Raw genomic sequence first — 22,410 nt, 5'->3', positions numbered from 1 at the left:
TTGTACATTCTAAATTATGGGATCACTTATACAGTAAGTAGTTAAGCTTAAGTTTGTTGAAACTATCCAGCTCTGATTGCCAAGAGGCCTCTATTTCAGATGCTGATTTACCGGCTAGAATCATTTTTTTGATTTGATCTGTACCTGCTAAAGTATTGAAATAGTTATTGAAGAATTTTTCCTTCATTCTAGACTTTTGGTATGCTTCAACGAGATATTCCAAGGTAAATCGATGGTCCAAAGATTCTTTTCGCAAGTCTCTACCATAGCATAACTTATCCTGATGGGGAGGGGTTTTGGACATTCCATCAATACTCACTGGCGTAAAGGTAAATTCTCCGAATTTTGGATCAGGATATCCATAAACCTGAAATGGAAAATAAGTCCCTCGGCCCAATGAGACCACTGTACCTTCAAAGAAACAGGTGCTAGGATATAATTTTACAGACAGGTCGTTGGGAAGGTTGGGAGAGGGCTTTACCGGTAAACTGTAAATGCTAGAATGGCTCCAACCATTCATTGGGATAACCTTGATTTGACAGGTTAAACCACCTTTCAACCATTTTTCCCCATTGATCATCTGTGCTAATTCTCCTACAGTAAGCCCATGAACAACAGGAATCGGATGCATTCCCACAAAGCTTTCAAAGCCTTTTTTCAAAACTGGGCCGGCTACATAATTTCCATTTGGGTTAGGCCTGTCAAATATGATAACTTCTTTACCATTCTCAGCCGCTGCCTCCATGATGTAATGCATAGTAGAGATATAGGTATAAAACCTGACTCCAACATCCTGCAAATCAAAAATGATTACATCCAGATCTTTAATTTGATCAGCTGAAGGCTTTTTATTGTTTCCATAAAGAGAAATAATTGGGAGCCCTGTTTTTTGGTCCACACTATTGTCTACTTTCTCCCCTGCATCTGCAGTACCTCTAAATCCATGTTCAGGGACAAAAACTTTCTTCAGATTCACGTTTTGACTCAAAAGGTAATCTACGATATGTTGATTGGAGGATTGAGGCATGATAGAAGTCTGATTGGCCACAATCCCTACTTTTTTCCCCTGAAGATGAGTGAGATATAGGTCTGGCCTTTCGGAGCCCATCAAAATCTGTCCAAAAGATTGGTTGGGTGAAAAAGGGAAAAGGAAACAAATACTTGTCAAAAAAAGTATGAGAAATAAGTTTTTCGTGTGCTTCATGCTATTTTGCGCTGTGTTTAGACAAATTAAATCACTCCATTGAACCTTTCCTATTTCATTGCTAAAAGAATCAGTTTTCGCCGTGCAGGCGGCTTCTCTGCTACCATTCATGGGATAGCAGTGGGAAGTTTGGCATTGGGGGTGGCTGTTTCCATCCTTGCCTTTATGGTTTTGGGAGGGTTCCAAAAAACTGTCGCTGATAAGGTTTATGGCTTTACAGGCCATTATCAGGTACAACGTTTTACCATGAGCAATGCTTTTGAGGAGGCTCCTTTTTCACTGGAAAGTGATTTTGCAAAGAATTATCATAATCTGGACTTCGTAGAGAGAATTCAGTCCTTTGCTCATAAGGCAGCACTCATTAAAGGCGATCAGGAAGTAGAAGGGATTTTGATGAAAGGAGTGGGACAAGACTTTGATACACTCACTTTTAAAAAGTATTTGGTATCTGGAAGGCTTATCAAAATTCCTGAAGAAGGAACTTCCAATGAAGTAATGCTTAGCCGTCTGATTGCCAATAGATTGCTTTTAAATGTAGGCGATAAAATCATCCTCTATTTTGTGCAAGATCCACCACGATATAGAAGGGTAGAGGTAGTTGGAATTTATGAGACTTTTCTGGAAAATTTTGATGAAAAAATTGTAATCGGTGAGCTTCAGACGATTAGAAATTTGAATGGCTGGAAGCCTGAGCAGGTTGGTGGTTTGGAAGTATTTGTTAAAGAGCAACCCAATTCTCAACAAGTATCTGAGATGGAAAATATCCTGGATTTGGATTTAAAATTGATCAATTCTCAAGATAAGTACCTAGAGATTTTTGACTGGCTTAAGTTACTGGATACCAATGTATATGTCTTTATCACTTTAATTGGTTTTGTAGCTGTTTTCAATATGGGAGCCATTCTCTTTATTCTCATTATGGAAAGAACTCAGATGATTGGTTTGCTGAAAGCCCTGGGTGCTAAAAATGCGCAGATTAGAAGAATATTTTTCTGGAATGGAATTCGCATTTTGGGAAGAGGCCTACTGATCGGAAATGCGGTTGGCTTGGGTGTAGGTTTTCTTCAATCCACTTTCAACTTGATTCCTTTAGATGCGGAAAGTTATTATATGAGTTATGTGCCTATTGACTGGAATTGGCCTGTTTTTATAGCCATCAATTTGGGCATTACTATTTTGACAGCTGCAGTTTTATGGATTCCTGTTATTGTGATTTCTCGGGTAAATCCAATCCAGTCAATACGTTTTGATTAAGGCGGTAAGGAGAAAAAATACTTTTGATTTTCATCCAAATTACTCCAAAAACGGCTTCCTGGAATATTCCAGAGCTCATTTTTGAAGTGCCTTTAGTTCTGTCAGTAAATATGATCGGAACCTCCTTAATCTTAAATCCTAGCTTCCAGGCAGTGAATTTCATTTCAATTTGGAATGCATAACCAATAAATCTGATTTCATCCAAATTGATTCCTGCTAGAACGGACCTATGATAACATTTAAAGCCTGCAGTGGCATCTTTGATAGGTAACCCAGTGATGAATTTCACATAAACTGAAGCAAAATAAGACATCAATACTCTTCCGATTGGCCAGTTGACTACATTCACACCTGTGATATATCGAGAACCTATACACAGGTCGAATCCTTGTACCGCGCAAGCTTCATAAAGTCGAATCAAATCTTTGGGATTGTGAGAAAAATCTGCATCCATTTCAAAAATGTAGTCGTAGCCATTTTTCAAAGCCCATTTGAATCCAGTGATATAGGCTGTGCCTAATCCCAGCTTTCCTTTTCGTTCAATCAAATGTAGTCTTTCTGGAAATGAGGCCTGAAGACTTTTCACTGCCTCAGCTGTTCCGTCAGGTGATTGATCGTCTATGATTAAAAGTTCAAAATCTCCCTCCAAATCCATGACCTTCGAAATCATTGCAGGAATGTTTTCGATTTCATTGTAGGTGGGGATGATGACTAATTTTTGGTGCTTCATTTTTTCCGAAAATCAAAAGTAAGGTTTACTAACGGTTTTTGAAGAATGGTATTTACAAATTTTCCTAAAAGACTACTTTTGCCAAAAAATAAGATATGAATCAGTCTGTTGCTATAGTCAGTTATTTTTCCACCGGAGCTTACGATACAAATACCGTCAATGAAGACGAGATTTTGTCTGGAATATTAAATGATTTGGGGGTTCCCAATCGGATAGTTGCCTGGTCTGATCCAAGTGTAAACTGGGAAGATTTTTCATTCCTACTGATTAAATCTGTTTGGGACTATTTTGACTATTATCCTGAATTTCTCAATTGGATTGAAAAAATTAAGGAATTGGGAATTCCTGTTTTAAACGATTTGGATACCATTCGATGGAACAGTAATAAGGCCTATTTGCTGGAAATCGAAGAAAGAGGCTTTCCGGTAATTGCGGGAAAGCTACTGGAGAAAGGGAGTAAAGCTTCATTAACTGAAATTCAAAAAGCAATGTCTTCGGATATTGTAGTCGTTAAACCATTGATCAGTGGTGGTGCGAAAAACACCTTGAAAATTCCCCTGAAAGATTGGGAGAATTACAGTGAAAAAGTAGATCACTTACTTGAAAATGAGTCTTTTTTGGTTCAACCATTTATCAAGGAAGTGGCTGAAGTGGGAGAGTATTCCATGATATTTTTCAATGGAAAATTGTCTCATGCTGTTTTGAAAACTCCAGCAAAAGAAGATTTCCGTGTACAGCATTATTTCGGGGGAACAATTCAAGTAATAGAGCCGAGTCCCGAGATGTTGGAATCGGGCAAATCATTTGTAAGAGAATTTGCTTCGAATTCACTTTACGCCCGAGTAGATGGTGTGATGGTAGAAGGTAAATTTCACCTGATGGAGTTAGAGCTTATCGAGCCTTATTTATTCTTAGCTCTTACACCTCAAGCCATACCAAATTACATTCAAGCCTTGAGCGAAAGGTTGCTTTAAGAACAAATATCTAAATTACTTTGGGCATAATCTGAGCCTTTTCTGGCTGCTTGCTGTATATAAATACATCCATCAGAATTACCCATTTTAGCCATACAGATTCCCTTTTTTGCGAGGGCTTCTGTGTGGTTAGGATTAAACTTTAAAACTTGTTCAAAGTCCTCTAGGGCATATTCCAAGTAACCTAAATGGAGGTATGCAAAACCTCTGTTGTACACAGCCACGGCGTTGTTCGGTTCTTTTTGAACGTAAGTATTAAAGGAAGCCGCACAGCCTAATGGGTCACCTATATAGGCTCGGGCCATTCCTTGATAAAAATAGAGCTTGGCATCCTTTGGATTGATTTCTTTTGCTCTGTCAAAGAATTTATTGGCTGTTTTGTAATCTTCGGTCATCATTAGAGCCCTGCCCACCAAATAAAGGATTTCGTAATCAACCGGATCCAGCTTAGCTGCTTTTAAAAGTGCTAATTCTGCATCCTTATACTTTTCCTGTTCAAATAAAATTTTCCCAATTCCTGCAAAAGCTTGAGCATAATCAGGTTTGATAGATATTATTCGTTCATAGTCTTGAATCGCTTCATCTGTCTTGTCCAACTCCTCATAGGACCTAGCCCTCAGGTGCAAAGCTTTAATATCAGTGATATGCAAGAAAAGATATTTATTCAGCTCTGATATGGCTTCCTCATATTGTTTTTTGTAAAACAGCTGCTCTGCCTGAAAAAGATCTGAGGAACAAGATGAAAGAATCAGGAGCAAAAATAGAACAGTTGGTTTATGTATTTTTCGTAGCATACCTAAATAAACAAAAAAATAAAGGGTTAAAAAACAATTCAATAAAAATTATTTTTCAACCCTTTGAAAATGTTGAGCTTGTAAGCCTACAAAACCCCTTTAGTACTTGGTAATTGATTGATATTTCTAGGATCTCTTGTCACCGCCATTTTGATAGCTCGGGCCAATCCTTTGAAAATTGCCTCAATTTTATGGTGCTCATTATCTCCTTCAACCTTGATGTTCAGATTACACTTAGAGGTATCTGAAAATGATTTGAAGAAATGATAAAAGAGCTCTGTCGGCATGTCTCCGACCTTTTCTCTTTTGAATTCCGCATCCCAAACTATCCAAGGTCTTCCACCAAAATCAATGGCCACCTGAGCCAAAGCATCATCCATAGGTAAAAGAAAGCCATATCGATAAATGCCTTTTTTATCGCCCAAAGCCTTTAAATAAGCCTCGCCTAAAGCTAAAGCAGTATCTTCAATGGTATGATGTTCATCGATGTGAAGATCTCCTTTCACCTTGATTTCCAAGTCCGTGGATCCATGTTTTCCGAGTTGCTCCAGCATGTGATCAAAGAAGTGAAGGCCAGTGGAGATGTCGCATTTTCCGCTTCCATCTAAATTCAGGCGAATCAAAATATCTGTTTCTGAAGTCTTCCTTTTTACTTCAGCGGACCTAGATGGCATTTTTAGAAACTCATAGATTTCATCCCAATTTTCAGTGCTTAAGGCTGCTTTTTCCTGCTCCTTTCCAATGAAAATGGCTCTAGCTCCTAGGTTTTCCGCCAATTGAACATCAGTAAATCGATCCCCAATTACATAGGAGTTAGCCAGATCGTATTCCTCAGAAAAATATTCGGTTAATAGGCCTGTTCTAGGCTTTCTAGTTGGTGCATTCTCATGCTCAAATGTCTTGTCAATATGAATGGCCTTGAAGAAAATATTTTCCTGCTCTAAAGTCTTCAACATTTTAAATTGAGCTGGCCAAAAGTCCTTTTCAGGAAATGAATCGGTACCCAATCCATCTTGATTGGTAACCATAACCAATTCGTAATCAGTCTCCTCTGCTATTTTTCTTAAGTTTGAGATCGCTTTGGGAATAAATTCTAATTTCTCTAAACTATCTACCTGAAAATCAGTAGGTGGCTCCTTGATGATGGTTCCATCACGATCTATAAACAATACTTTCTTTTTCATAAGTAAATTAATCTAATATGGCTTTCAAGGCCTTGATAAAGGCTTGGTTTTCATCCCTGGTTCCAACTGAAATCCGTAGGCAATTCTCACAAAGTTGAACCTTTGCGCGATTCCTCACAATTATTTTATTTTCGATCAATTGCTCGTACACCTGATTGGCTGCAGGCACTTTTACAAGAAGGAAGTTTGCTTGAGAGGGATGGATTTTTTGAACTGCATCAATTTCCAATAAGTGCTTTTCAAGAAAGTCCCTTTCATCTAATATTTTTTGGATCATGGATTCTACCTTCTCCTGCTTATCAATTGCTGCAAGGACAGTTTCCTGAGTCAGTCCTGAAATATTATAAGGAGGCTTTATTCTGTTTAGGATTTTGATGAGTTCCTCAGAAGCGAATGCCATTCCAAGTCTTAAAGAGGCTAAACCCCATGCCTTGGAAAATGTCTGCATGACCAGGAGGTTCGGGAAATCCTTCAAATGATTGGTAAAACTCGGTTCATCATTGAAGTCAATATAAGCCTCGTCCACTACAACCAAGCCCTTGAAGTGCTTAAGAAGCAGCAGTACATCTGACCTTTTTACCTTATTACCACTTGGATTATTCGGGCTACAGACAAAAATTATTTTCGTTTTATTATTGATAGCTTCGAAAATCAAATCAGTCTGCAACTGGAAGTCAGCCGTTAGGGGTACTTTTTTAACTGCTACATCATTAATTGAAGCGCTAACTTCATACATTCCATAGGTAGGGGGCAAAAGTATTACATTGTCCACTCCGGGATTACAAAAGGCCCTAAAAAGCAAATCAATAGCTTCATCTGACCCATTTCCCAAGAAAATCTGACTTGGTTTTACATCTTTAATAGCAGCTATCTTCTCTTTCAGTTCAGATTGGTAGGGGTCTGGATATCGATTGAAATCCTGATCCGTTATAGACCCGTAAGGATTTTCATTCGCATCCAAAAAGACTCCTTCCTTGCCTGTATACTCGTCACGAGCCGAAGTGTAAGGCTGTAAATTTACAATATGCGGCCTTAAAAGTGAGTTTAAGTCAAAACTCATAGTTTATTCTTTTTCAAATAGTTAAGACGAATAGTTACGGCATTTTTGTGAGCATCAAGCAACTCATTAGCAGCCATAATCTCTACTGTAGGCCCAAGGTTTTTTAATCCTTCTTCGGTAATCTTTTGATAGGTTATTTTTTTCACAAAACTATCTAAGGAGACACCGCTGTAGTTTTTGGCATAGCCATAGGTAGGCAGTGTGTGGTTGGTGCCACTGGCATAATCACCTGCGGATTCTGGTGTGTAATTCCCAATAAATACAGATCCTGCATTGATAATTCCTGCAACTACTTCTTCTTCATTTTCTACAGCAATGATCAAATGCTCAGGAGCGTAGGCATTAATTAAGGCCAATGCACTTTCCTGATCTTCTAAGACTACTGCAACCGAATTATTGAGAGCTTTTTTAGCAATATCTTTTCGGGACAAGTCTCGCAACTGAGAGTCAACTTCCTTCAAGACTTTTTTGGCAAACTTCTCGGAATGAGTTACCAAAACTACCTGAGAATCTACGCCGTGCTCAGCCTGAGATAGTAAATCAGCTGCAACAAAGGCTGGGATAGCCGATTCGTCAGCATAAACCAATACTTCAGAAGGGCCGGCAGGCATATCTATGGCAACTCCGTATTTGGTAGCCAATTGTTTGGCTGCGGTAACAAATTGATTTCCTGGACCAAATATTTTATCAACAGCCGGTACTGATTCTGTACCAAAAGTTAAGGCAGCAATCGCTTGAGCTCCGCCTACCTTTACAATTTTATCAATACCTATCAGTTCGGCGGTAAAGAGTATAGCTGGATGCACTTTTCCTTCTCGATTAGGAGGGGTACATAATACTATTTCTTTACAGCCAGCTAATTTAGCAGGTACTCCCAGCATGAGAACTGTACTAAAAAGGGGGGCTGTTCCTCCCGGGATATATAGGCCAACTTTTTGAATAGGTACGCTTTTTCTTTTACAAATCACGCCTGGCATTACTTCCTCTACTAACTCAGGGCTGAATTGGGCCGCATGAAAGCGTTCAATATTGGCTTTTGCGGTTTGTATAGCCTCTCTGAGCTCTGGCGCCAAGGCAGCAGCAGCTGCTTTTATTTCTGTATCATCTACCAATAAAGAATCCAGATCAACATGATCGTATTCATGTGCGAACTTATAGAGAGATTTGTCTCCACTACGTTTTACCTTTCTTAGGATAGGCTTGACGATTTTATTGATTTCTTTGGTTTTAAAAACCGGTCTGGCAAGTTCTTTTTTCCAAGAAGATGGACCAGGATTGACCAATATTTTCATGTTATTCGCGTTAAGAGCAATTTAAATCACCATTTTTTCAATTGGCACTACTAAGATTCCCTCTGCACCAGCGGCACGTAATTCCTCGATATTTTCCCAAAATTGATCCTCATTCAATACCGAGTGAACAGATGACCAGCCTTCTTGAGCTAAAGGAAGAATGGTAGGACTTCTCATACCTGGGATTAAGCTGACAATTTTTTCCAAAGACTCGTTTGGAGCATTCAGAAGTACATATTTATTGCTTTTTCCTTTTTGAACAGCGTTCATCCTGAAAAGCAATTTGTCTACGATTTGCTTTTTGGATTCTTCCAAATCTTTATTGGCAATCAAAACTGCCTCTGATCTGAATATTTCTTCCACTTCTTTCAGACCGTTCATCATCAAGGTGGAACCTGAACTGACGATATCACAAATTCCTTCTGCCAAACCTATACTTGGAGCAATTTCCACTGAACCGGAAATTTCATGGATAGATGCCTGTATTTTTTTGGATTCAAGGTAATCTCCAAGAATTTTCGGGTAGGAGGTAGCAATATTTTTCCCCTGAAAATATTCTATTCCGGAATACTCCTGACCTTTTGGGATGGCCAGGGAAAGTCTACACTTTGAGAATCCTAATTTTTTTAGGGTAGTGACGTCTTTGTCTTTTTCTACTAATTCGTTTTCCCCGACGATTCCCAAATCAGCCACTCCATCGGATACATAGCCTGGAATATCGTCATCTCTTAAAAAGAGGAATTCGATCGGAAAGTTGGTGGATGTGGACTTGAGTTTCCCCGTTCCATTGTAAAATTTGATGCCACATTCTTTGATGAGGCTTAATGAATCGTCTGAAAGTCTACCGCTTTTTTGAACGGCAATACGGATAATTTTTTCCATGGTAGCAAGTTACGCTAAGAAATAAAAGGCTTGTAATAAATTTTGGTGAAAGGCCGAATCCCTGTCATCGGCGTCACCGGGTGGGTGTGTAAAATAATTCCTCTCAAGAGGAATGATGGAAATGATGCAACAAATGGCTCATATGGCCTGCTGCTCTAAAAGTACAATATGTGGTTTGGATGATCATTTCTGATGGCAAAGTTAAGCACGGAATTAAAACATCCAAACCTGAAGATAGTTTTCGTTTTTTTGAATTAATTCGGGGCTTTGTATGGCCCATAAACTGCATCTCTGAACTTTTTATGTAAACCTATTCCATCATACGGGAAAAGTTGCACAAATAGGACTGCGGTTATTTCATTGACAGGATCTACCCAAAACAGGGTACTTGCAGCTCCGTCCCAAAAGAATTCTCCTACCACGCCATTATTTTCCTTTTCATCGGAAGGTGGTGCTTTTCTTACTGCAAAATCAATCCCAAACCCTACATTTCCTTTGCTTGGAAGCCAAGATTTCTCAGTAATTGAATCTGGTAAGTGGTCAGTACTCATCAATTTGATCGTCTCTGGTTTCAGAATTTGCACCCCTTTATAGCTTCCGTTATTTACCAGCATCTGAGCAAATTTCATGTAGTCATCCAATGTGCTGGTCAATCCAAACCCTCCTGGAGTAAGCGGCCATTGTTTAAAATTAAACTCATGGGCTGTAGAATCTGGTACTCGTTCCAATTGCCCTTCTCCAGTTCGATTATACATTGCGGCCACTCTATTTCTGAGATTTTCAGGGACGTAATATTGTGTTTCATTCATTCCCAGAGGATCCAGAATAGTTTGTTGAACATATTCCTTGTATGGAACTCCTGCTATTTTTTCCACCAAATATGCCTGCACATCCACAGATAGACCGTATTCCCATTGGGTTCCAGGGTGAAACCATAAAGGTGTGCTACCCATTTTTTGAGCCATACTGGCCAGGGTATTATTAAAACTTCTCGCATCTTTTTCAGCCATGACCTCACTTAGACCTGGGATATCATTTCTATTAGGAAAGCCTGCAGTATGACGGGTGATATCCCTGATGCTGATAGGTCTTTCCGCATCCACCAAGATCATTTTTCCATCTTTATCAACCCCTTGATAAACCTTCATATCTGAAAATTCCGGTAAATACATTTCAAGCGGATCATCCAACTGAAATTTTCCTTCTTCATACAGAGACATTAAAGCTACTCCAGTGACAGGCTTGGTCATAGAATATATCTTCACGATGGTGTTTCTGTCCATAGGAACACCTGCCTCTCTATCGGCATACCCAAATGCGTTGAAATAGACTTCCTCGCCTTTTTCATAAACCAAAGCTGAAATTCCTGCTACATTTCCAGACTCCACAAAGCTATTGAGCGTAGAGTCAATTCGATTTTTGACGGTCTGGTCAACCCAGAATTCTATTTTCGTTTCTTCTTTGGGACTACAGAAAGATAAAAGAAGAAGGATGATAACTAGGGGAGAAAGGGATGTTTTCATGATTTGGGTTATTGCTAGGTAGGTAGTGAGGTATATGTAGGTCTGAGTTTTTTGCTCAGTTATTTTATAAGATGTTAAATTCAATAATCAGCCACCGGATCTTTTTGCTTTGTATCCGGCACTTTGTAAAACTTGTACAACTTTGTCTCTGTGGTCACCTTGGATTAAGATTTCTCCATCTTTTGCAGAGCCCCCGACACCACATTTGGTCTTGAGCATTTTCCCTAAATCCTTTAGATCATCCTCAGTTCCAATAAACCCTTCAATCAGAGTAACCTGTTTTCCTCCACGTGCTTTTTTATCCAACATTACCTTCAGGTTTTGTTGAGCAGGAGGGAGCGTTTCCAGTGCTTCATCTTCCTCATAATTGTAATCAAAGTTGTCGCTGGTGGAGTATACTACCCCATCTCTTTTTTTCCAATCGTTGTTTTTTCTTCCCATAATTCAATAAAAAAGCCTGCTTTTATGCAGGCAATTTACTTGTTTTTTTACTCAGCTCGAAATGTCCAAACTGGTCTTTTAGCGTGATTGACCACGTCTTCTGCTATGCTTCCGGTGATTAAATGCAAGAAACCTGTTCTTCCATGAGTTGCCATTGCAATCAAATCCGCATCGATGTCTTCGGCAAACTCAATGATTCCTGACTCCTCAGATGAAGAGTTGTAGATCTCAGCTTTGACGTTTTCGAAATCATATTTCTTTACGTAATGCTTGATTCTAGCGATTGATTCTCTGGTAGTTTCAAAGCTGCCAGGTGTATTCACATTGACCAAGTAAAGTTCAGCTCCAAACAATTTTTGTAGCCTTTTGATTCTAGCTGCTACTTCATCTGAATTTTCTCTGAAATCACTAGCAAAAACAATTTTTTTCAAATCCTTAGGATCAACTGGAGATTTGATGGTGACTACAGGGCATTTGGCATTTCTTACCACTTTTTCGGTATTCGATCCCACCAAGACCTCCTCCAAGCCGGAAGAGCCTTTTGACCCCATCACAACTAGATCTGGTTTTTCTTCATTGATGGATTCACTGATTGCCTGAAAGGCATTTCCAAGTTTTAACTTGGTTTTGAATTCAAATTTTTGGGATTTGAATTTCTCTTCCAGTTCTTTCATTTGTTTTTTCCTTCGTTCCGTCAATTCCACGAAGAAAATCTGGTTTTCAATTTCAGGCATCATTTCACCTCCACCCATTGTACCAAGGCTGGTGTTGGTTGGGATTTCGAGAACGTGAAGCACTTCCACAGTAATATTGTCCAATTTTGAGGCAAGATTAGTGGTGAAATCCAGTGCATATTGGGCTTGTTCTGAGAAGTCGTAGGGTACAAGTACTTTAGTCATGGTCAAAAAGAGTTATTGTGTTATGCCAAATTAGCATAAAATCGAGACCATAAAAGGACTTTTGTCAGCTTTTCCTAAAAAAGTAGCCCAATCCCAAAAAGAACTACCCAAAATAGGGTACTAATTGCCATTTTTTTGAGATAAGGGTCAGTTTCCTGAGCTGATTGAGCTACTTGAACTCCTCGGGCTACCTTGATCATTAAGATACTTGCTAAAAGTGCGATGAGTGAAAACCATTCACTGGAATAAATTACAAACCAAAGAAGAGCAAGATTCCCTAATATGATCAAAGACCAATTGTACTTAACTGCATTGCTTCTCCCGATTCTGACAGGAATTGATTTTTTACCCGCAAGCTTATCGGAATCTATATCCCTGATATTATTAATATTCAAAACTGCTGTACTGAAAAAACCCAAGGCTACCGCAATCAATACAGCTAAATTATTGCTACTATAGGTATGGAGAAAATACGTCCCGAGTACCCCTAATAAGCCAAAAAATATAAATACTGAAAGATCTCCCAGACCAGCATAGCCATATGGGTTTTTACCGGAAGTATAAGTGATGGACGCCCAAATTGCTGCCAAACCCAAACCCAGGAAAAGCAAGAAAATCTGCAAATCCTGAACGGCCAAATACAGAAGGGAAAGGCCTGAAATCAATGATAAAGCTCCAAATAGATACATTGCTTTTTTCATTTCAGGCAGGGTGATTAGCCCAGATTGGACCGCTCTAACCGGTCCTTGACGGTCGATCGAGTCTGCGCCATGCACAGAATCTCCGTAATCATTGGAGAGGTTAGATAGGATTTGGAGAAATACGGTGGTTAAGGAAGCTAAGACTAGTATTTCCCAACGAAATGAGTTTTGCCATGCGGCAATAAAAGAACCTGCGAAAATGCTCGCAAGCGCTAAGGGTAAAGTACGAAGCCTGACTGCATGCAGCCAGGCTTCTTTTTTTGTGTTAATTTCTCTTTTCACCAATCTAGATTATGCTTCTACCAATGAAATGATTTCTTCATCTAAAGGATTCACGGAAGATGGAAAAAACTTCATTAATTCTCCCTGCTCATTGATGTAGTATTTACAGAAATTCCATGTCGGTTCCTGATTATTCCATCCGTTTAGTTTTTCGTCAGAAAGCCATCTGTACAAAGGGTGTTTATCGAAACCTTTTACAGATATTTTTTCAAAAACAGGGAAACTGACTCCATAATTGGTTGTACAAAACTCCTTGATTTCCTCATTAGATCCAGGTTCTTGTCCACCAAAATTATTAGCCGGAAAAGCCAGAATTGCGATTTTATCTCCGAATTTTTCGTGTAATTCCTGCAATGACTCATACTGAGGAGTATAGCCGCATTTAGAAGCCACATTGACAATCAATACTTTTTTGCCCTTGTATTGACTGAAGTCAACCTCTTTTCCGTCAATATTTTTGAGTTTAAAACCATAGAATGAATTTTCCATAGAGGTATTGTTTAGTGTCATCATTCCTGCTTTCAAATGCTCAGGTCTTTCTAATGTTTTCCCACAGGAAAGTAGGACTAAAGCTAAGAGAAGGTAGAAGATGCTTTTCATGTTACATTCGATCCGGTACTGCTATGCCTAGCAAACTCATTCCTTTTTTGATTGTTTGAGCAGTTAGCGAAGAAAGGGCTACTCTAAACGTAAGAATGTTTGCGTCATCCTCATTAAAAATAGGAAGATCTGCATAAAATCGGTTATACTCCTTGGCCAAATCAAAAAGGTATTGGGCCAAAATGGATGGAGCATAATCTTCACCAGCCTGCTTGATTTTCTTTTCAAAATCATTCAATAAGAATATCAAAGAAGATTCCGATTCTTCAATCTTGCTCACACCACTAAAATCAGGGTTTTGATAATTTACTTCCAGCTGATCTGCTTTTCTTAAAATAGATGCAATTCTTGCATGTGAATATTGAATGAATGGGCCAGTATTTCCCTGAAATTCGATTGACTCTTGAGGGTTGAAGAGCATTCGTTTTTTAGGGTCCACTTTTAATAGAAAATATTTCAAAGCGCCTAGTCCCAATATCTCATACAGTTCAGCTGCTTGCTCGCTCGTAAACCCTTCAATTTTCCCTAATTCCTTGGTATGAGATTCTGCAGTGTCAATCATTTCCTGCATCAAGTCATCGGCATCCACTACAGTACCTTCTCGAGATTTCATTTTACCTGTAGGCAGATCTACCATCCCATAGGAAAGGTGATAAAGGCCGGGCCCATAAGGTCTGCCCAGTTTACGCATGATTTTGAACAAGACATCAAAGTGATAATCTTGCTCATTTCCAACCACATATACCGATTTATCTATTTGAAAATCATTGTACTTCAAGTCTGCTGTACCCATGTCTTGAGTGATATAAACGGAAGTTCCGTCACCTCTCAAAACAAGCTTTTCATCCAAGCCTTCATCAGTCAAATCTACCCAAACAGAGCCATTTTCTTTTTTGAAGAACACACCCTTTTTTAGTCCTTCTTCGACAATATCTTTCCCTAATAAATAGGTGTCGGATTCATAGTAGAATTTATCAAAGTCAACGCCCATCTTGGTATATGTTGCGTCAAATCCTGCATATACCCAAGCATTCATTTGCTTCCAAAGCCCAACAACATCTGGATCATTAGCTTCCCACTTTCTGAGCATTTCCTGAGCTTCCAGAAAGATAGGGGCGTTTTTCTTTGCCTCTTCTTCACTTTGACCTTGTTCTATCAAGGTTTTGATCTGGGATTTGTATTCCTTATCGAAAAACACATAGTATTTCCCAGCCAAATGATCTCCCTTTAAGCCTGAGGTATCAGGACTCTCTCCATTTCCAAAATGCAGGTAAGCCACCATGGACTTACAAATATGAATTCCCCGATCATTTACCAAGTTGGCTTTGATCACCTCGTAGCCATTTGCTTTGAGGATTTCCGCTACCGAAAAGCCCAAAAAGTTATTTCTAAGATGGCCCAAATGAAGTGGTTTATTGGTGTTGGGAGAGGAGTACTCCACCATTACTTTCTGCCCATTGGCAGGAAGCTGTCCCAAGTTTGGATTGGAATAAATTTTTTGAAAAATATCCAGCCATGAATTTTCATTCAAAACTAAATTCAGAAATCCTTTGACTACATTGAAATCAGCAACCTCACTGACATTTGCCTTAAGATATTCACCAATTTGGTTGGCTGTGTTTTCAGGAGTCGTTTGGCTGATTTTCAGAAATGGGAAAACCACAAATGTGTAAGTTCCTTCAAATTCCTTTCTGGTGGGTGCCAAACTCAGTTGATCTACTGTTAGATCGTGATTGAAGATATTTTGAAAGGCTTGTTGTATGCCTGAGAGGATATTTTCTTGAATATTCATGATTTTGTTAACCTTACAACAAAGAACGCGAAGGTACGCAAAGATTTTTTTTAGAACGTATGTTAAGCTATAGCAAATGCCAAACAGCAAACTTTAAATTAAATGCTATCCGAAATCAACTGAGCATCTAATGATTTGAAGATTGAAAATAAAGGCATCAAAATGACGATTTGGCATAATCGATTTTAGCCATTTATTATTCCTACTAGTTTTACTCTTCTTCCCTAGTGGTTCAACTCATTTAAAAGTTTTCAACCAGAGATTTGGTGGTAACTTCGAGTACTTCAAAGGCGTTTTCTGCCATGGTATTTTCCGTATCAAGTGTAGGGTTGACCTCTACAATTTCCCAGCAACACACTCTTTTGTCCTTGATTAATTCTGCGTTTAGCTGAATGGCTTCTTCGACAGTTAGACCGTCTGGAACTGGAGTACCTGTGCCTACAGAAATGGAGCTATCCAAACTATCCACATCAAATGAAATGTAGATTTGATCGCAATCTTTGAGAATCTCTAAGGTTTCGTTGGCAATTTGACTTATGCCTTTTTCTCTGACCTCACTGGTTTTGAAGTTTCGGATTTCATGCTTTTTGATCAGGAAATCCTCCGGGGATTCTGTATCTCTTACCGAGATGAAGACAATATCTTTTGGGTTAATTTTAGGCTGATCGCCACCGATTTTTTTGATTCTTTCCCAATACATCAAAGTGTCATCATCTGGATGATTGACCTGACATTCTTTATTGTCTAATTGAGAAACCATGGCCAAAGGCATCCCGTGCATGTTTCCTGAAGGTGTGGTGTAGGGAGTATGAAGATCTGCATGAGCATCAATCCAAACCACTCCTAATCTTAACTCAGGATTGGCAGCTTTGATGCCCATGATAGTTCCGGCTGCAGTAGAGTGGTCTCCTGCCAATACAATTGGGAATTTTTTTTCCAGGCGAAGAGATTCTATTGAGCTGTAAACATTTTTGAGGACCTGATACACCCCATCAATGTATTTGGCGTGAGGGAACTTATTTCCTTTCCAAAGGTAATTATTAGCATCAGCCACATTAATGGGCTCGAATTGGGTAAAAAAATCTGATTTTTTATCCAAAGAAGCGATTTTGAGAGCATCTATTCCCAAACTTGCACCCCGGGTGCCGGCTGCAATTTCAGAACGAACTTCTACTAGTTTGATATTTCTCATTTTCTCAAAAATTTATCGGGTTTATGCCGGCAAAGCTACTTAATACCCCCGATTTAATCCATTTAATTCAGGGATAAAGTGGTTTTCGGAAATAAGGATGGTTTTATTATTTATTTGGATGAAAACAAGTAGCCTAAACAGGTGGTTTTAAATATATGTGAAGAGAAAATTTGAACTCCTTTATAAAGATGAAGTCCTAGAGCTTTTTCCGGGATTTATGGGCTTTTAATTTGAATTCCATATTTATTGTCCAATTTTGTAAGCGTATTATAAAACATTCAACTTAGGCAAATGAATCGATATACTGATCTGATCCAACAGACTTTTGACTTTCCAACCAAAGAATTCCATGTTGAAAATAATGAGTTATTTTTTAATGGTGTGAACTTGATGGAGATCATCCAAACTTACGGCACACCTTTAAAATTAACCTATTTGCCCAAAATTTCTGAAAGTATTCAGAATGCCAAAACCTACTTCAACAATGCGATTCAAACGCATAACTATAAAGGAAAATATACCTACTGCTATTGTACAAAATCTTCTCATTTCAGCTTCGTATTGAATGAAGCCTTGAAAAACGACATCCATATAGAGACTTCCTCAACCTTCGATATTCCTTTGGTGAGAAGTCTTTATGCAGAAGGAAAAATAACCAAGGATACCTTTATTATTTGCAATGGGTTCAAAAGAGAGTTGTACAAGCAATACATTTCCGAATTGCTAAATGACGGGTTTAAAAACTGTGTTCCTATTCTAGATAATTTAAGTGAGATTGATTACTACTTGGAGCATGTGAAAGTTCCATTCCAAGTGGGTATTCGTATCGCTGCTGATGAAGAACCAAAGTTTGGATTTTATACATCTAGACTGGGAGTACGTTATAATGATATTATCAGCTTGTATGAGGAAAAAATCAAGGATAATCCTCAAGTAAGCTTGAAAATGCTCCATTTCTTTATCAATTCAGGAATTAAGGATACTGCCTATTACTGGTCTGAGTTGACTCGCTTTATCCAAAAGTATGTGGACCTGAAAAAGGTAGCTCCAAGTTTGGACACCATGGATATTGGAGGGGGATGGCCTATCAAAACAAACGTATTTTTTGACTACGACTACCAATATATGGCGGATCAAATTGTCAAAAATATCAAATGGATGTGTGCTAAAAATCATACAGATGAGCCGAATATTTTTACTGAATTTGGAAGTTACACAGTAGGAGAGAGCGGTGCTGTTCTTTACAGCATTTTGGATGAGAAACTCCAAAATGATAAGGAGCTTTGGTATATGATTGATGGATCTTTCATTACTCAGTTACCGGATAGCTGGGGCTTGAATCAGAAATACATCATGCTAGCTGTGAATAACTGGGATGAGGAATATCACAATATTTCTTTAGGAGGTTTGACCTGTGACAGTATGGATTATTATAACTCTGAAGCGCACCAGTTCAATATTTACTTGCCTAAAATAGAACAAGGCAAAAAACAATACATCGGCTTTTTCCACACAGGTGCTTATCAGGAATCTTTGGGAGGGTATGGAGGAATCCAACATTGCTTGATTCCGGCTCCCAAGCATGTGTTGATAGACAGGGATGAAACCGGTAGCATTGTTCATAAATTATTTGCGAAGGATCAAACTGAGGAAAGTATGCTCAAAACACTGGGCTATTCCCCAGTTGAGAAGTGATAAATTGAGGAGAAAGTCTACAGTTTGTAGATTTTCTCCTTTTTTTGGTTATCAAACCATTAAAGGTGTAGTTTTTTGCTTTCAATAATTTAAGATTATTTAAAAAGTGCTTCTCCGATAATAAATTTGCAGTTTAGATATACCGGGGGAATTATATAACCCTTTTTTAAAGGAACACAGAAAAATTAATATGCAGGAACTAATTGAGTTTGCTGAGGTTTTTTAAAACTTAGTTTCTGGTGATATTCTTGATTCAATTGGCCTATGAAGTTTTCAAGATGCTTTCTTGTTTTAGCCCTTTTATACAGTAATGACATTTGGGGACAGGAAAAAAAGATTTATAGTGGTGCTTACTCATGGAGAGGATTTGAGGGAAAAGCTGACTTTGAATTTTATTCTTTCGATAAAGATTCTGTGGTTTTAGATGGAGATTTTAAATTTCAATCTAAAAAGTTGCCTCAAAAGGATGAGCTCTTAAAGGTTTTGGTAGAAGGTGCCTATGATAGGAATAAGAAAGCCCAGAAATGGAATTACCTCACAGAAGATTATAAAGTCACAATAAGGGATGTAAAGGACCTTGAGCTAGTTGCTGATTTAAGTGGAACTCTGATTGAATTAAGAGCTAATTACGAAGAAGGAGTGCCCTCAGGGAATTGGGTATATGAGGAATATTCAGTAGATGGCCCAAGAAAGGTAAGAAGGGCATTTTCTGATCAATTACTTTTTAAAAAAGGAGACCTTTCTGAAAAACTTGAAATTCAATTTAGAAACAATGGCAGAGCCGAGTTTATAAGAGGTAAACTGCTTGAAAACGGAGTGATGGATGGAGAGTGGGTAATAGTTTATAAAGAAGGGGATAAGCTCATTTCAGAAGTCCGGAATTACTTAAACGGCTTTTTAATCGGGATGGTCAAGAGGGACTTGAAGACTGACCAATTGATCATGGACAAGGTTTATTTTGAAACCATAGATAAGCTTAATTTATTGGATCAAGGGAAAAATACCGGATTTAGAGTTGCAGATAGGGTTTTTAATCTGGATTACCGAGATGGATTTTTAAGTGACTCAGAAGAGGCAATATCTCAAAATGCAGGGAATCAATTTATAAAAGAATTTCTGAGTAAACTTTTAAAGTTTGAATCCTCCTATGTGAATGCAGCAGGGCAATTGATTGATTACCCAATGCATACCAGAAGGATGGTGTATGAATTTAACCGCACTCAGCAGAGGCTGATAGAGACTATTCCGGGAAGCTATAAAAGTCTCATCTCCAAAATTGAAACCTATCTCGGTGATGATTCCTTTGTGCTGAATAAAAACTCCTCAGAGTCTATGGCTTATGCTTATCAAATTCACAGCGATCTTGAAAATAGACTGAAAGGTTTGGAAGAGTTGGTCAAACTTCTGGAAACAAAGGATATTCAATATCATGATGTGTCATTGTTGGAAAAATCTCTGGAAAATAAGTTTCAAAAAGAGATCCCAATCAATTTCACTTATGGTGGAGAAAGTGTAAGCAGATCCTTGTCTTTTTCTAAAGAGGAATTTTCAAAAGGCTTCTTTAGAGGATTGGATTCCTGGTTGACACAGATATCAGAATTGATTGATCAGCAGCAGGATTTGGTAGATGAATCATTATTCGTGATTAGGCAGGATTCTGAATTGCTTGATCTGGAAAAGCAAATTGCTCAAAAGTCTGAGGCAACAAGAAATCTCTATCAGGAGGACTTTGCTAATGAATATATCAAAGCAGTATATGAGCAATTATATACCCAAACATTACAAAAGCTGACGGGTGATTTTGCGAAGGAGCAGGAATTTGATAAGAAGAAGGCGATAGGTCAAAACATACTGGATTTGCTTTCTATCCTTATTTCTAATTATCCTGAATTATTGGAGTTGGATAGCTACTCCCAGCAGGTTGACGAGCTTTATCAAGAAGAGGTATTTAATCCATTTACTTATAGCCGCTACAATCAAAGAATTAAGCCCAAGTTATACGATGCTTACGAACGTCTGTTGGAATATTACCAAACCCAATTGATGCAGGAAAGGAATTCTAAACAACTTTCAGTTTGGATTCAGAAAATTCAAACGCTCTCCTCTAAGATGGTGTCCTTAGTGGATCAAGATACCAAAAGCATAGAAAGAAGCATCAATAAAAGAGCTACCATTTCAAAATTAGAACAATTACTAGGGCTTCAATAAAATGAAAAGATTGATCAATAGGATCCTTCAGTTAAGTCTGATCCTGATATTCTTTATAACCTCTTTTGGTTTGGCTTTGGCTCAAAGTTCTCCTGTTACAGAGCCTCAAGGTTTACCCGCTACAACTGAGCTCTGGAATGGATTGTATCTCAAATTGAGGCTCTCAGAAAAGTGGTGGTGGTATCAGGAAAATCACTATCGAAGGAGAAGTAGTATAGACAACAGAAGTGATTTTGTGGGTAGAATGGGGCAGGTTTATAACCGTTTCGGAATGACCTATTTATTTACAGACAATTTTGAGGTTACTTTCGGTCCGACCTTAGTTTGGAATTACACACCCGAACCGGGAAATCCTGAATTTGAGACCTCTGTCTTGGAACCAAGGATTTGGCATCAATGGTTGCTTACGCAGGGAGTTGGTAGGGTAAAAGTACTTCATCAATTTAGATTTGAGCATAGATTCAAGCGTTTAAATAACGTAGGTGATGACTATGATTTTACCAATAGGTATCGCTATAAAATCACGGCTTATGTTCCATTGAATAAGCCGAAAATGGAGAATAAGACATTTTTTATTGCACCGTCCAATGAGATATTCTTTGAAACCGGCAAAACTAAGCTGAATATTTTTGAAGAAAATCGTTTATACACGGCAATTGGTTATACCTACAACAACCTCATGTTTTTCGGAGGACATATGTGGACTTATGGTCCGACATCCACTTTGGGTATTTACCGGAACAGACATATTATTCGCTTGAATATTATGTACACTTTTGATTTTAGAGGTAACCGAAAACCATTGACCAGAGACTTCCAATTTTAAGGTTAAAAATCATGAAGAAATTTGGCTTCTTGCTGATCGCAATTACAATTTCCTTGAGCGTTCATGCTCAGTATCAAAAGCAGTGGAGGATATCTCAGGGCTATGATTTTAGATTTCAACCCGGGTTTTTCGCAATGAATATATCGGGGGAATATTTTCCTGTTCATTATTTATCTGTTAGTCCCAGTGTATCTGTGTATTTACCTGCAACAGGAAAAGCGACTGGGGTAAATTTAGATGCACGGTATTATTTGACGGAAAAAAAATATCAATGGTACGCTTCTTCAGGATACGGGTATTATAAGAGAGTATTTGAGTTGAGTGAGAATCCACCTGTAAATCTCCATACATTCAATGTGGGTACCGGACTCCAATGGAAATTACTCGATCAATTGGGTTTGAATCCTGAGATTCAAAGGCAGTTTGGTCAGAGAAGTACTTGGACAGTAAAGCTTGGGATAGTTTATTTTATCAATTGACAGATCTCTTAATCCATCATGTCAAATATTTCTGTCACCATATTCGCAGTGATTGGTTTAATTCTAAAATAATCCTGCATCCCATACTTTTGAGCTTTAAGTTCATCCTGACTGTCAATTGAGCTTGTCAGAATGAAAATGTAAATCTTTTTTTCAATAGCTAACTTCGTAAACTCTTCTAAAAATTGCCATCCATCCCAAATTGGCATATTTAGATCCAATAGGATTAATTCAGGTAAAGGTGTTTTTTTCTCGAATTTTTCTTTGAGTGCAAAATAAGCTTCCTCTCCATTAGCATAGCGGATGAGTTCCTTCACTTTTCCACTGGCGCCTAAAAATTTTTCTGTAAGAAAGACATGAATAGGATCATCCTCAATTAAACAAGCTAGGTCAATCAT

21 protein-coding genes are annotated in these 22,410 nt (G+C 38.4%); 6 read left to right on the top strand and 15 right to left on the bottom strand.

What is annotated here, in order from left to right:
- Window positions 1–22: 22 nt before the first annotated feature.
- Window positions 23–1,204, bottom strand: coding sequence for an exo-beta-N-acetylmuramidase NamZ family protein (locus tag B2906_RS05510; RefSeq protein WP_286935852.1), 1,182 nt, complete (start codon window positions 1,202–1,204; stop codon window positions 23–25).
- A gap of 39 nt (window positions 1,205–1,243) precedes the next feature.
- Here B2906_RS05510 and B2906_RS05505 point away from each other — a divergent pair, with 39 nt between their 5' ends.
- Window positions 1,244–2,458 (top strand): ABC transporter permease, encoded by a 1,215-nt coding sequence (locus B2906_RS05505; RefSeq protein ID WP_219959005.1) that lies wholly within the window; start codon window positions 1,244–1,246, stop codon window positions 2,456–2,458.
- Here B2906_RS05505 and B2906_RS05500 read toward each other — a convergent pair.
- The gene (locus B2906_RS05500) at window positions 2,409–3,188 is read right to left on the bottom strand and encodes a polyprenol monophosphomannose synthase (protein ID WP_219959004.1); all 780 of its coding nucleotides are present in this window, start codon (window positions 3,186–3,188) and stop codon (window positions 2,409–2,411) included. The genes B2906_RS05505 and B2906_RS05500 overlap by 50 nt on opposite strands.
- A gap of 95 nt (window positions 3,189–3,283) precedes the next feature.
- Here B2906_RS05500 and B2906_RS05495 point away from each other — a divergent pair, with 95 nt between their 5' ends.
- The gene (locus tag B2906_RS05495; RefSeq protein ID WP_219959003.1) at window positions 3,284–4,162 is read left to right on the top strand and encodes an ATP-grasp domain-containing protein; all 879 of its coding nucleotides are present in this window, start codon (window positions 3,284–3,286) and stop codon (window positions 4,160–4,162) included.
- Here B2906_RS05495 and B2906_RS05490 read toward each other — a convergent pair.
- The 12 genes from B2906_RS05490 to rocF form a co-directional block, all read right to left on the bottom strand.
- Window positions 4,159–4,956 (bottom strand): tetratricopeptide repeat protein, encoded by a 798-nt coding sequence (locus B2906_RS05490; protein WP_091650379.1) that lies wholly within the window; start codon window positions 4,954–4,956, stop codon window positions 4,159–4,161. The genes B2906_RS05495 and B2906_RS05490 overlap by 4 nt on opposite strands.
- A gap of 86 nt (window positions 4,957–5,042) precedes the next feature.
- Entirely contained in the window at window positions 5,043–6,140 is a 1,098-nt protein-coding gene (gene hisB, locus B2906_RS05485; protein ID WP_286935851.1) for a bifunctional histidinol-phosphatase/imidazoleglycerol-phosphate dehydratase HisB, read from the bottom strand.
- 7 nt (window positions 6,141–6,147) lie between these two features.
- Window positions 6,148–7,200, bottom strand: coding sequence for a histidinol-phosphate transaminase (gene hisC, locus B2906_RS05480; RefSeq protein WP_219959001.1), 1,053 nt, complete (start codon window positions 7,198–7,200; stop codon window positions 6,148–6,150).
- The gene (gene hisD, locus B2906_RS05475; protein WP_219959000.1) at window positions 7,197–8,492 is read right to left on the bottom strand and encodes a histidinol dehydrogenase; all 1,296 of its coding nucleotides are present in this window, start codon (window positions 8,490–8,492) and stop codon (window positions 7,197–7,199) included. Before hisD ends, hisC begins: the two co-directional genes overlap by 4 nt.
- Before the next feature lie 21 nt (window positions 8,493–8,513).
- Window positions 8,514–9,374 carry an ATP phosphoribosyltransferase gene (gene hisG, locus B2906_RS05470; protein WP_219958999.1) on the bottom strand — a complete coding sequence of 287 codons (861 nt, stop codon included), beginning with the start codon at window positions 9,372–9,374 and terminating at the stop codon, window positions 8,514–8,516.
- 254 nt (window positions 9,375–9,628) lie between these two features.
- Complete coding sequence (locus B2906_RS05465; RefSeq protein WP_219958998.1) at window positions 9,629–10,897, bottom strand: serine hydrolase domain-containing protein; 1,269 nt, start codon at window positions 10,895–10,897, stop codon at window positions 9,629–9,631.
- Between the two features lie 87 nt (window positions 10,898–10,984).
- On the bottom strand, window positions 10,985–11,338 hold the full coding sequence (locus B2906_RS05460; protein ID WP_091650394.1) for a translation initiation factor: 354 nt from the start codon (window positions 11,336–11,338) through the stop codon (window positions 10,985–10,987).
- Window positions 11,339–11,385: 47 nt separating this feature from the next.
- Window positions 11,386–12,237 (bottom strand): universal stress protein, encoded by an 852-nt coding sequence (locus B2906_RS05455; RefSeq protein ID WP_091650395.1) that lies wholly within the window; start codon window positions 12,235–12,237, stop codon window positions 11,386–11,388.
- A gap of 74 nt (window positions 12,238–12,311) precedes the next feature.
- Window positions 12,312–13,220 (bottom strand): 1,4-dihydroxy-2-naphthoate polyprenyltransferase, encoded by a 909-nt coding sequence (locus B2906_RS05450; protein WP_219958997.1) that lies wholly within the window; start codon window positions 13,218–13,220, stop codon window positions 12,312–12,314.
- Between the two features lie 9 nt (window positions 13,221–13,229).
- Window positions 13,230–13,820, bottom strand: a complete 591-nt coding sequence (locus B2906_RS05445; RefSeq protein ID WP_219958996.1) for a glutathione peroxidase — start codon at window positions 13,818–13,820, stop codon at window positions 13,230–13,232.
- A gap of 1 nt (window position 13,821) precedes the next feature.
- Window positions 13,822–15,612 (bottom strand): arginine--tRNA ligase, encoded by a 1,791-nt coding sequence (gene argS / locus B2906_RS05440; protein WP_286935850.1) that lies wholly within the window; start codon window positions 15,610–15,612, stop codon window positions 13,822–13,824.
- Window positions 15,613–15,853: 241 nt separating this feature from the next.
- On the bottom strand, window positions 15,854–16,804 hold the full coding sequence (rocF, locus tag B2906_RS05435; RefSeq protein WP_219958994.1) for an arginase: 951 nt from the start codon (window positions 16,802–16,804) through the stop codon (window positions 15,854–15,856).
- Window positions 16,805–17,095: 291 nt separating this feature from the next.
- Here rocF and B2906_RS05430 point away from each other — a divergent pair, with 291 nt between their 5' ends.
- From B2906_RS05430 to B2906_RS05415, 4 genes are all read left to right on the top strand, one after another.
- A complete protein-coding gene (locus B2906_RS05430) occupies window positions 17,096–18,499 on the top strand; it encodes an arginine decarboxylase (RefSeq protein ID WP_286935849.1) in 1,404 nt (467 codons plus the stop codon).
- Between the two features lie 264 nt (window positions 18,500–18,763).
- Window positions 18,764–20,707 (top strand): hypothetical protein, encoded by a 1,944-nt coding sequence (locus B2906_RS05425; protein WP_286935848.1) that lies wholly within the window; start codon window positions 18,764–18,766, stop codon window positions 20,705–20,707.
- A gap of 1 nt (window position 20,708) precedes the next feature.
- On the top strand, window positions 20,709–21,533 hold the full coding sequence (locus B2906_RS05420; RefSeq protein WP_286935847.1) for a DUF2490 domain-containing protein: 825 nt from the start codon (window positions 20,709–20,711) through the stop codon (window positions 21,531–21,533).
- 11 nt (window positions 21,534–21,544) lie between these two features.
- Window positions 21,545–22,012: a hypothetical protein gene (locus B2906_RS05415; RefSeq protein ID WP_286935846.1), complete on the top strand. Its 468-nt coding sequence runs from the start codon at window positions 21,545–21,547 to the stop codon at window positions 22,010–22,012.
- Window positions 22,013–22,020: 8 nt separating this feature from the next.
- On the opposite strand, the gene B2906_RS05410 is transcribed toward B2906_RS05415, so the two are convergent.
- Window positions 22,021–22,410 carry a response regulator gene (locus tag B2906_RS05410; protein ID WP_286935845.1) on the bottom strand — a complete coding sequence of 130 codons (390 nt, stop codon included), beginning with the start codon at window positions 22,408–22,410 and terminating at the stop codon, window positions 22,021–22,023.

The organism is Algoriphagus sp. UBA3586 (assembly GCF_002376385.1).
Classification (GTDB): Bacteria; Bacteroidota; Bacteroidia; order Cytophagales; family Cyclobacteriaceae; genus Algoriphagus; species Algoriphagus ornithinivorans.
Note: the sequence above shows the minus strand (reverse complement) of the source record. Positions and strands in the feature narration are given on the sequence as shown.

Excerpts from the sequence above, each read along its gene's own strand:
- B2906_RS05510 (WP_286935852.1), bottom strand. The coding sequence starts at position 1,204 with ATGAAGCACACGAAAAACTTATTTCTCATACTTTTTTTGACAAGTATT.
- B2906_RS05500 (WP_219959004.1), bottom strand. The coding sequence starts at position 3,188 with ATGAAGCACCAAAAATTAGTCATCATCCCCACCTACAATGAAATCGAA.
- B2906_RS05495 (WP_219959003.1), top strand. The coding sequence starts at position 3,284 with ATGAATCAGTCTGTTGCTATAGTCAGTTATTTTTCCACCGGAGCTTAC.
- B2906_RS05490 (WP_091650379.1), bottom strand. The coding sequence starts at position 4,956 with ATGCTACGAAAAATACATAAACCAACTGTTCTATTTTTGCTCCTGATT.
- hisB (WP_286935851.1), bottom strand. The coding sequence starts at position 6,140 with ATGAAAAAGAAAGTATTGTTTATAGATCGTGATGGAACCATCATCAAG.
- hisC (WP_219959001.1), bottom strand. The coding sequence starts at position 7,200 with ATGAGTTTTGACTTAAACTCACTTTTAAGGCCGCATATTGTAAATTTA.
- hisD (WP_219959000.1), bottom strand. The coding sequence starts at position 8,492 with ATGAAAATATTGGTCAATCCTGGTCCATCTTCTTGGAAAAAAGAACTT.
- hisG (WP_219958999.1), bottom strand. The coding sequence starts at position 9,374 with ATGGAAAAAATTATCCGTATTGCCGTTCAAAAAAGCGGTAGACTTTCA.
- B2906_RS05465 (WP_219958998.1), bottom strand. The coding sequence starts at position 10,897 with ATGAAAACATCCCTTTCTCCCCTAGTTATCATCCTTCTTCTTTTATCT.
- B2906_RS05460 (WP_091650394.1), bottom strand. The coding sequence starts at position 11,338 with ATGGGAAGAAAAAACAACGATTGGAAAAAAAGAGATGGGGTAGTATAC.
- B2906_RS05455 (WP_091650395.1), bottom strand. The coding sequence starts at position 12,237 with ATGACTAAAGTACTTGTACCCTACGACTTCTCAGAACAAGCCCAATAT.
- B2906_RS05445 (WP_219958996.1), bottom strand. The coding sequence starts at position 13,820 with ATGAAAAGCATCTTCTACCTTCTCTTAGCTTTAGTCCTACTTTCCTGT.
- argS (WP_286935850.1), bottom strand. The coding sequence starts at position 15,612 with ATGAATATTCAAGAAAATATCCTCTCAGGCATACAACAAGCCTTTCAA.
- rocF (WP_219958994.1), bottom strand. The coding sequence starts at position 16,804 with ATGAGAAATATCAAACTAGTAGAAGTTCGTTCTGAAATTGCAGCCGGC.
- B2906_RS05430 (WP_286935849.1), top strand. The coding sequence starts at position 17,096 with ATGAATCGATATACTGATCTGATCCAACAGACTTTTGACTTTCCAACC.
- B2906_RS05425 (WP_286935848.1), top strand. The coding sequence starts at position 18,764 with ATGAAGTTTTCAAGATGCTTTCTTGTTTTAGCCCTTTTATACAGTAAT.
- B2906_RS05420 (WP_286935847.1), top strand. The coding sequence starts at position 20,709 with ATGAAAAGATTGATCAATAGGATCCTTCAGTTAAGTCTGATCCTGATA.
- B2906_RS05415 (WP_286935846.1), top strand. The coding sequence starts at position 21,545 with ATGAAGAAATTTGGCTTCTTGCTGATCGCAATTACAATTTCCTTGAGC.
- B2906_RS05410 (WP_286935845.1), bottom strand. The coding sequence starts at position 22,410 with ATGATTGACCTAGCTTGTTTAATTGAGGATGATCCTATTCATGTCTTT.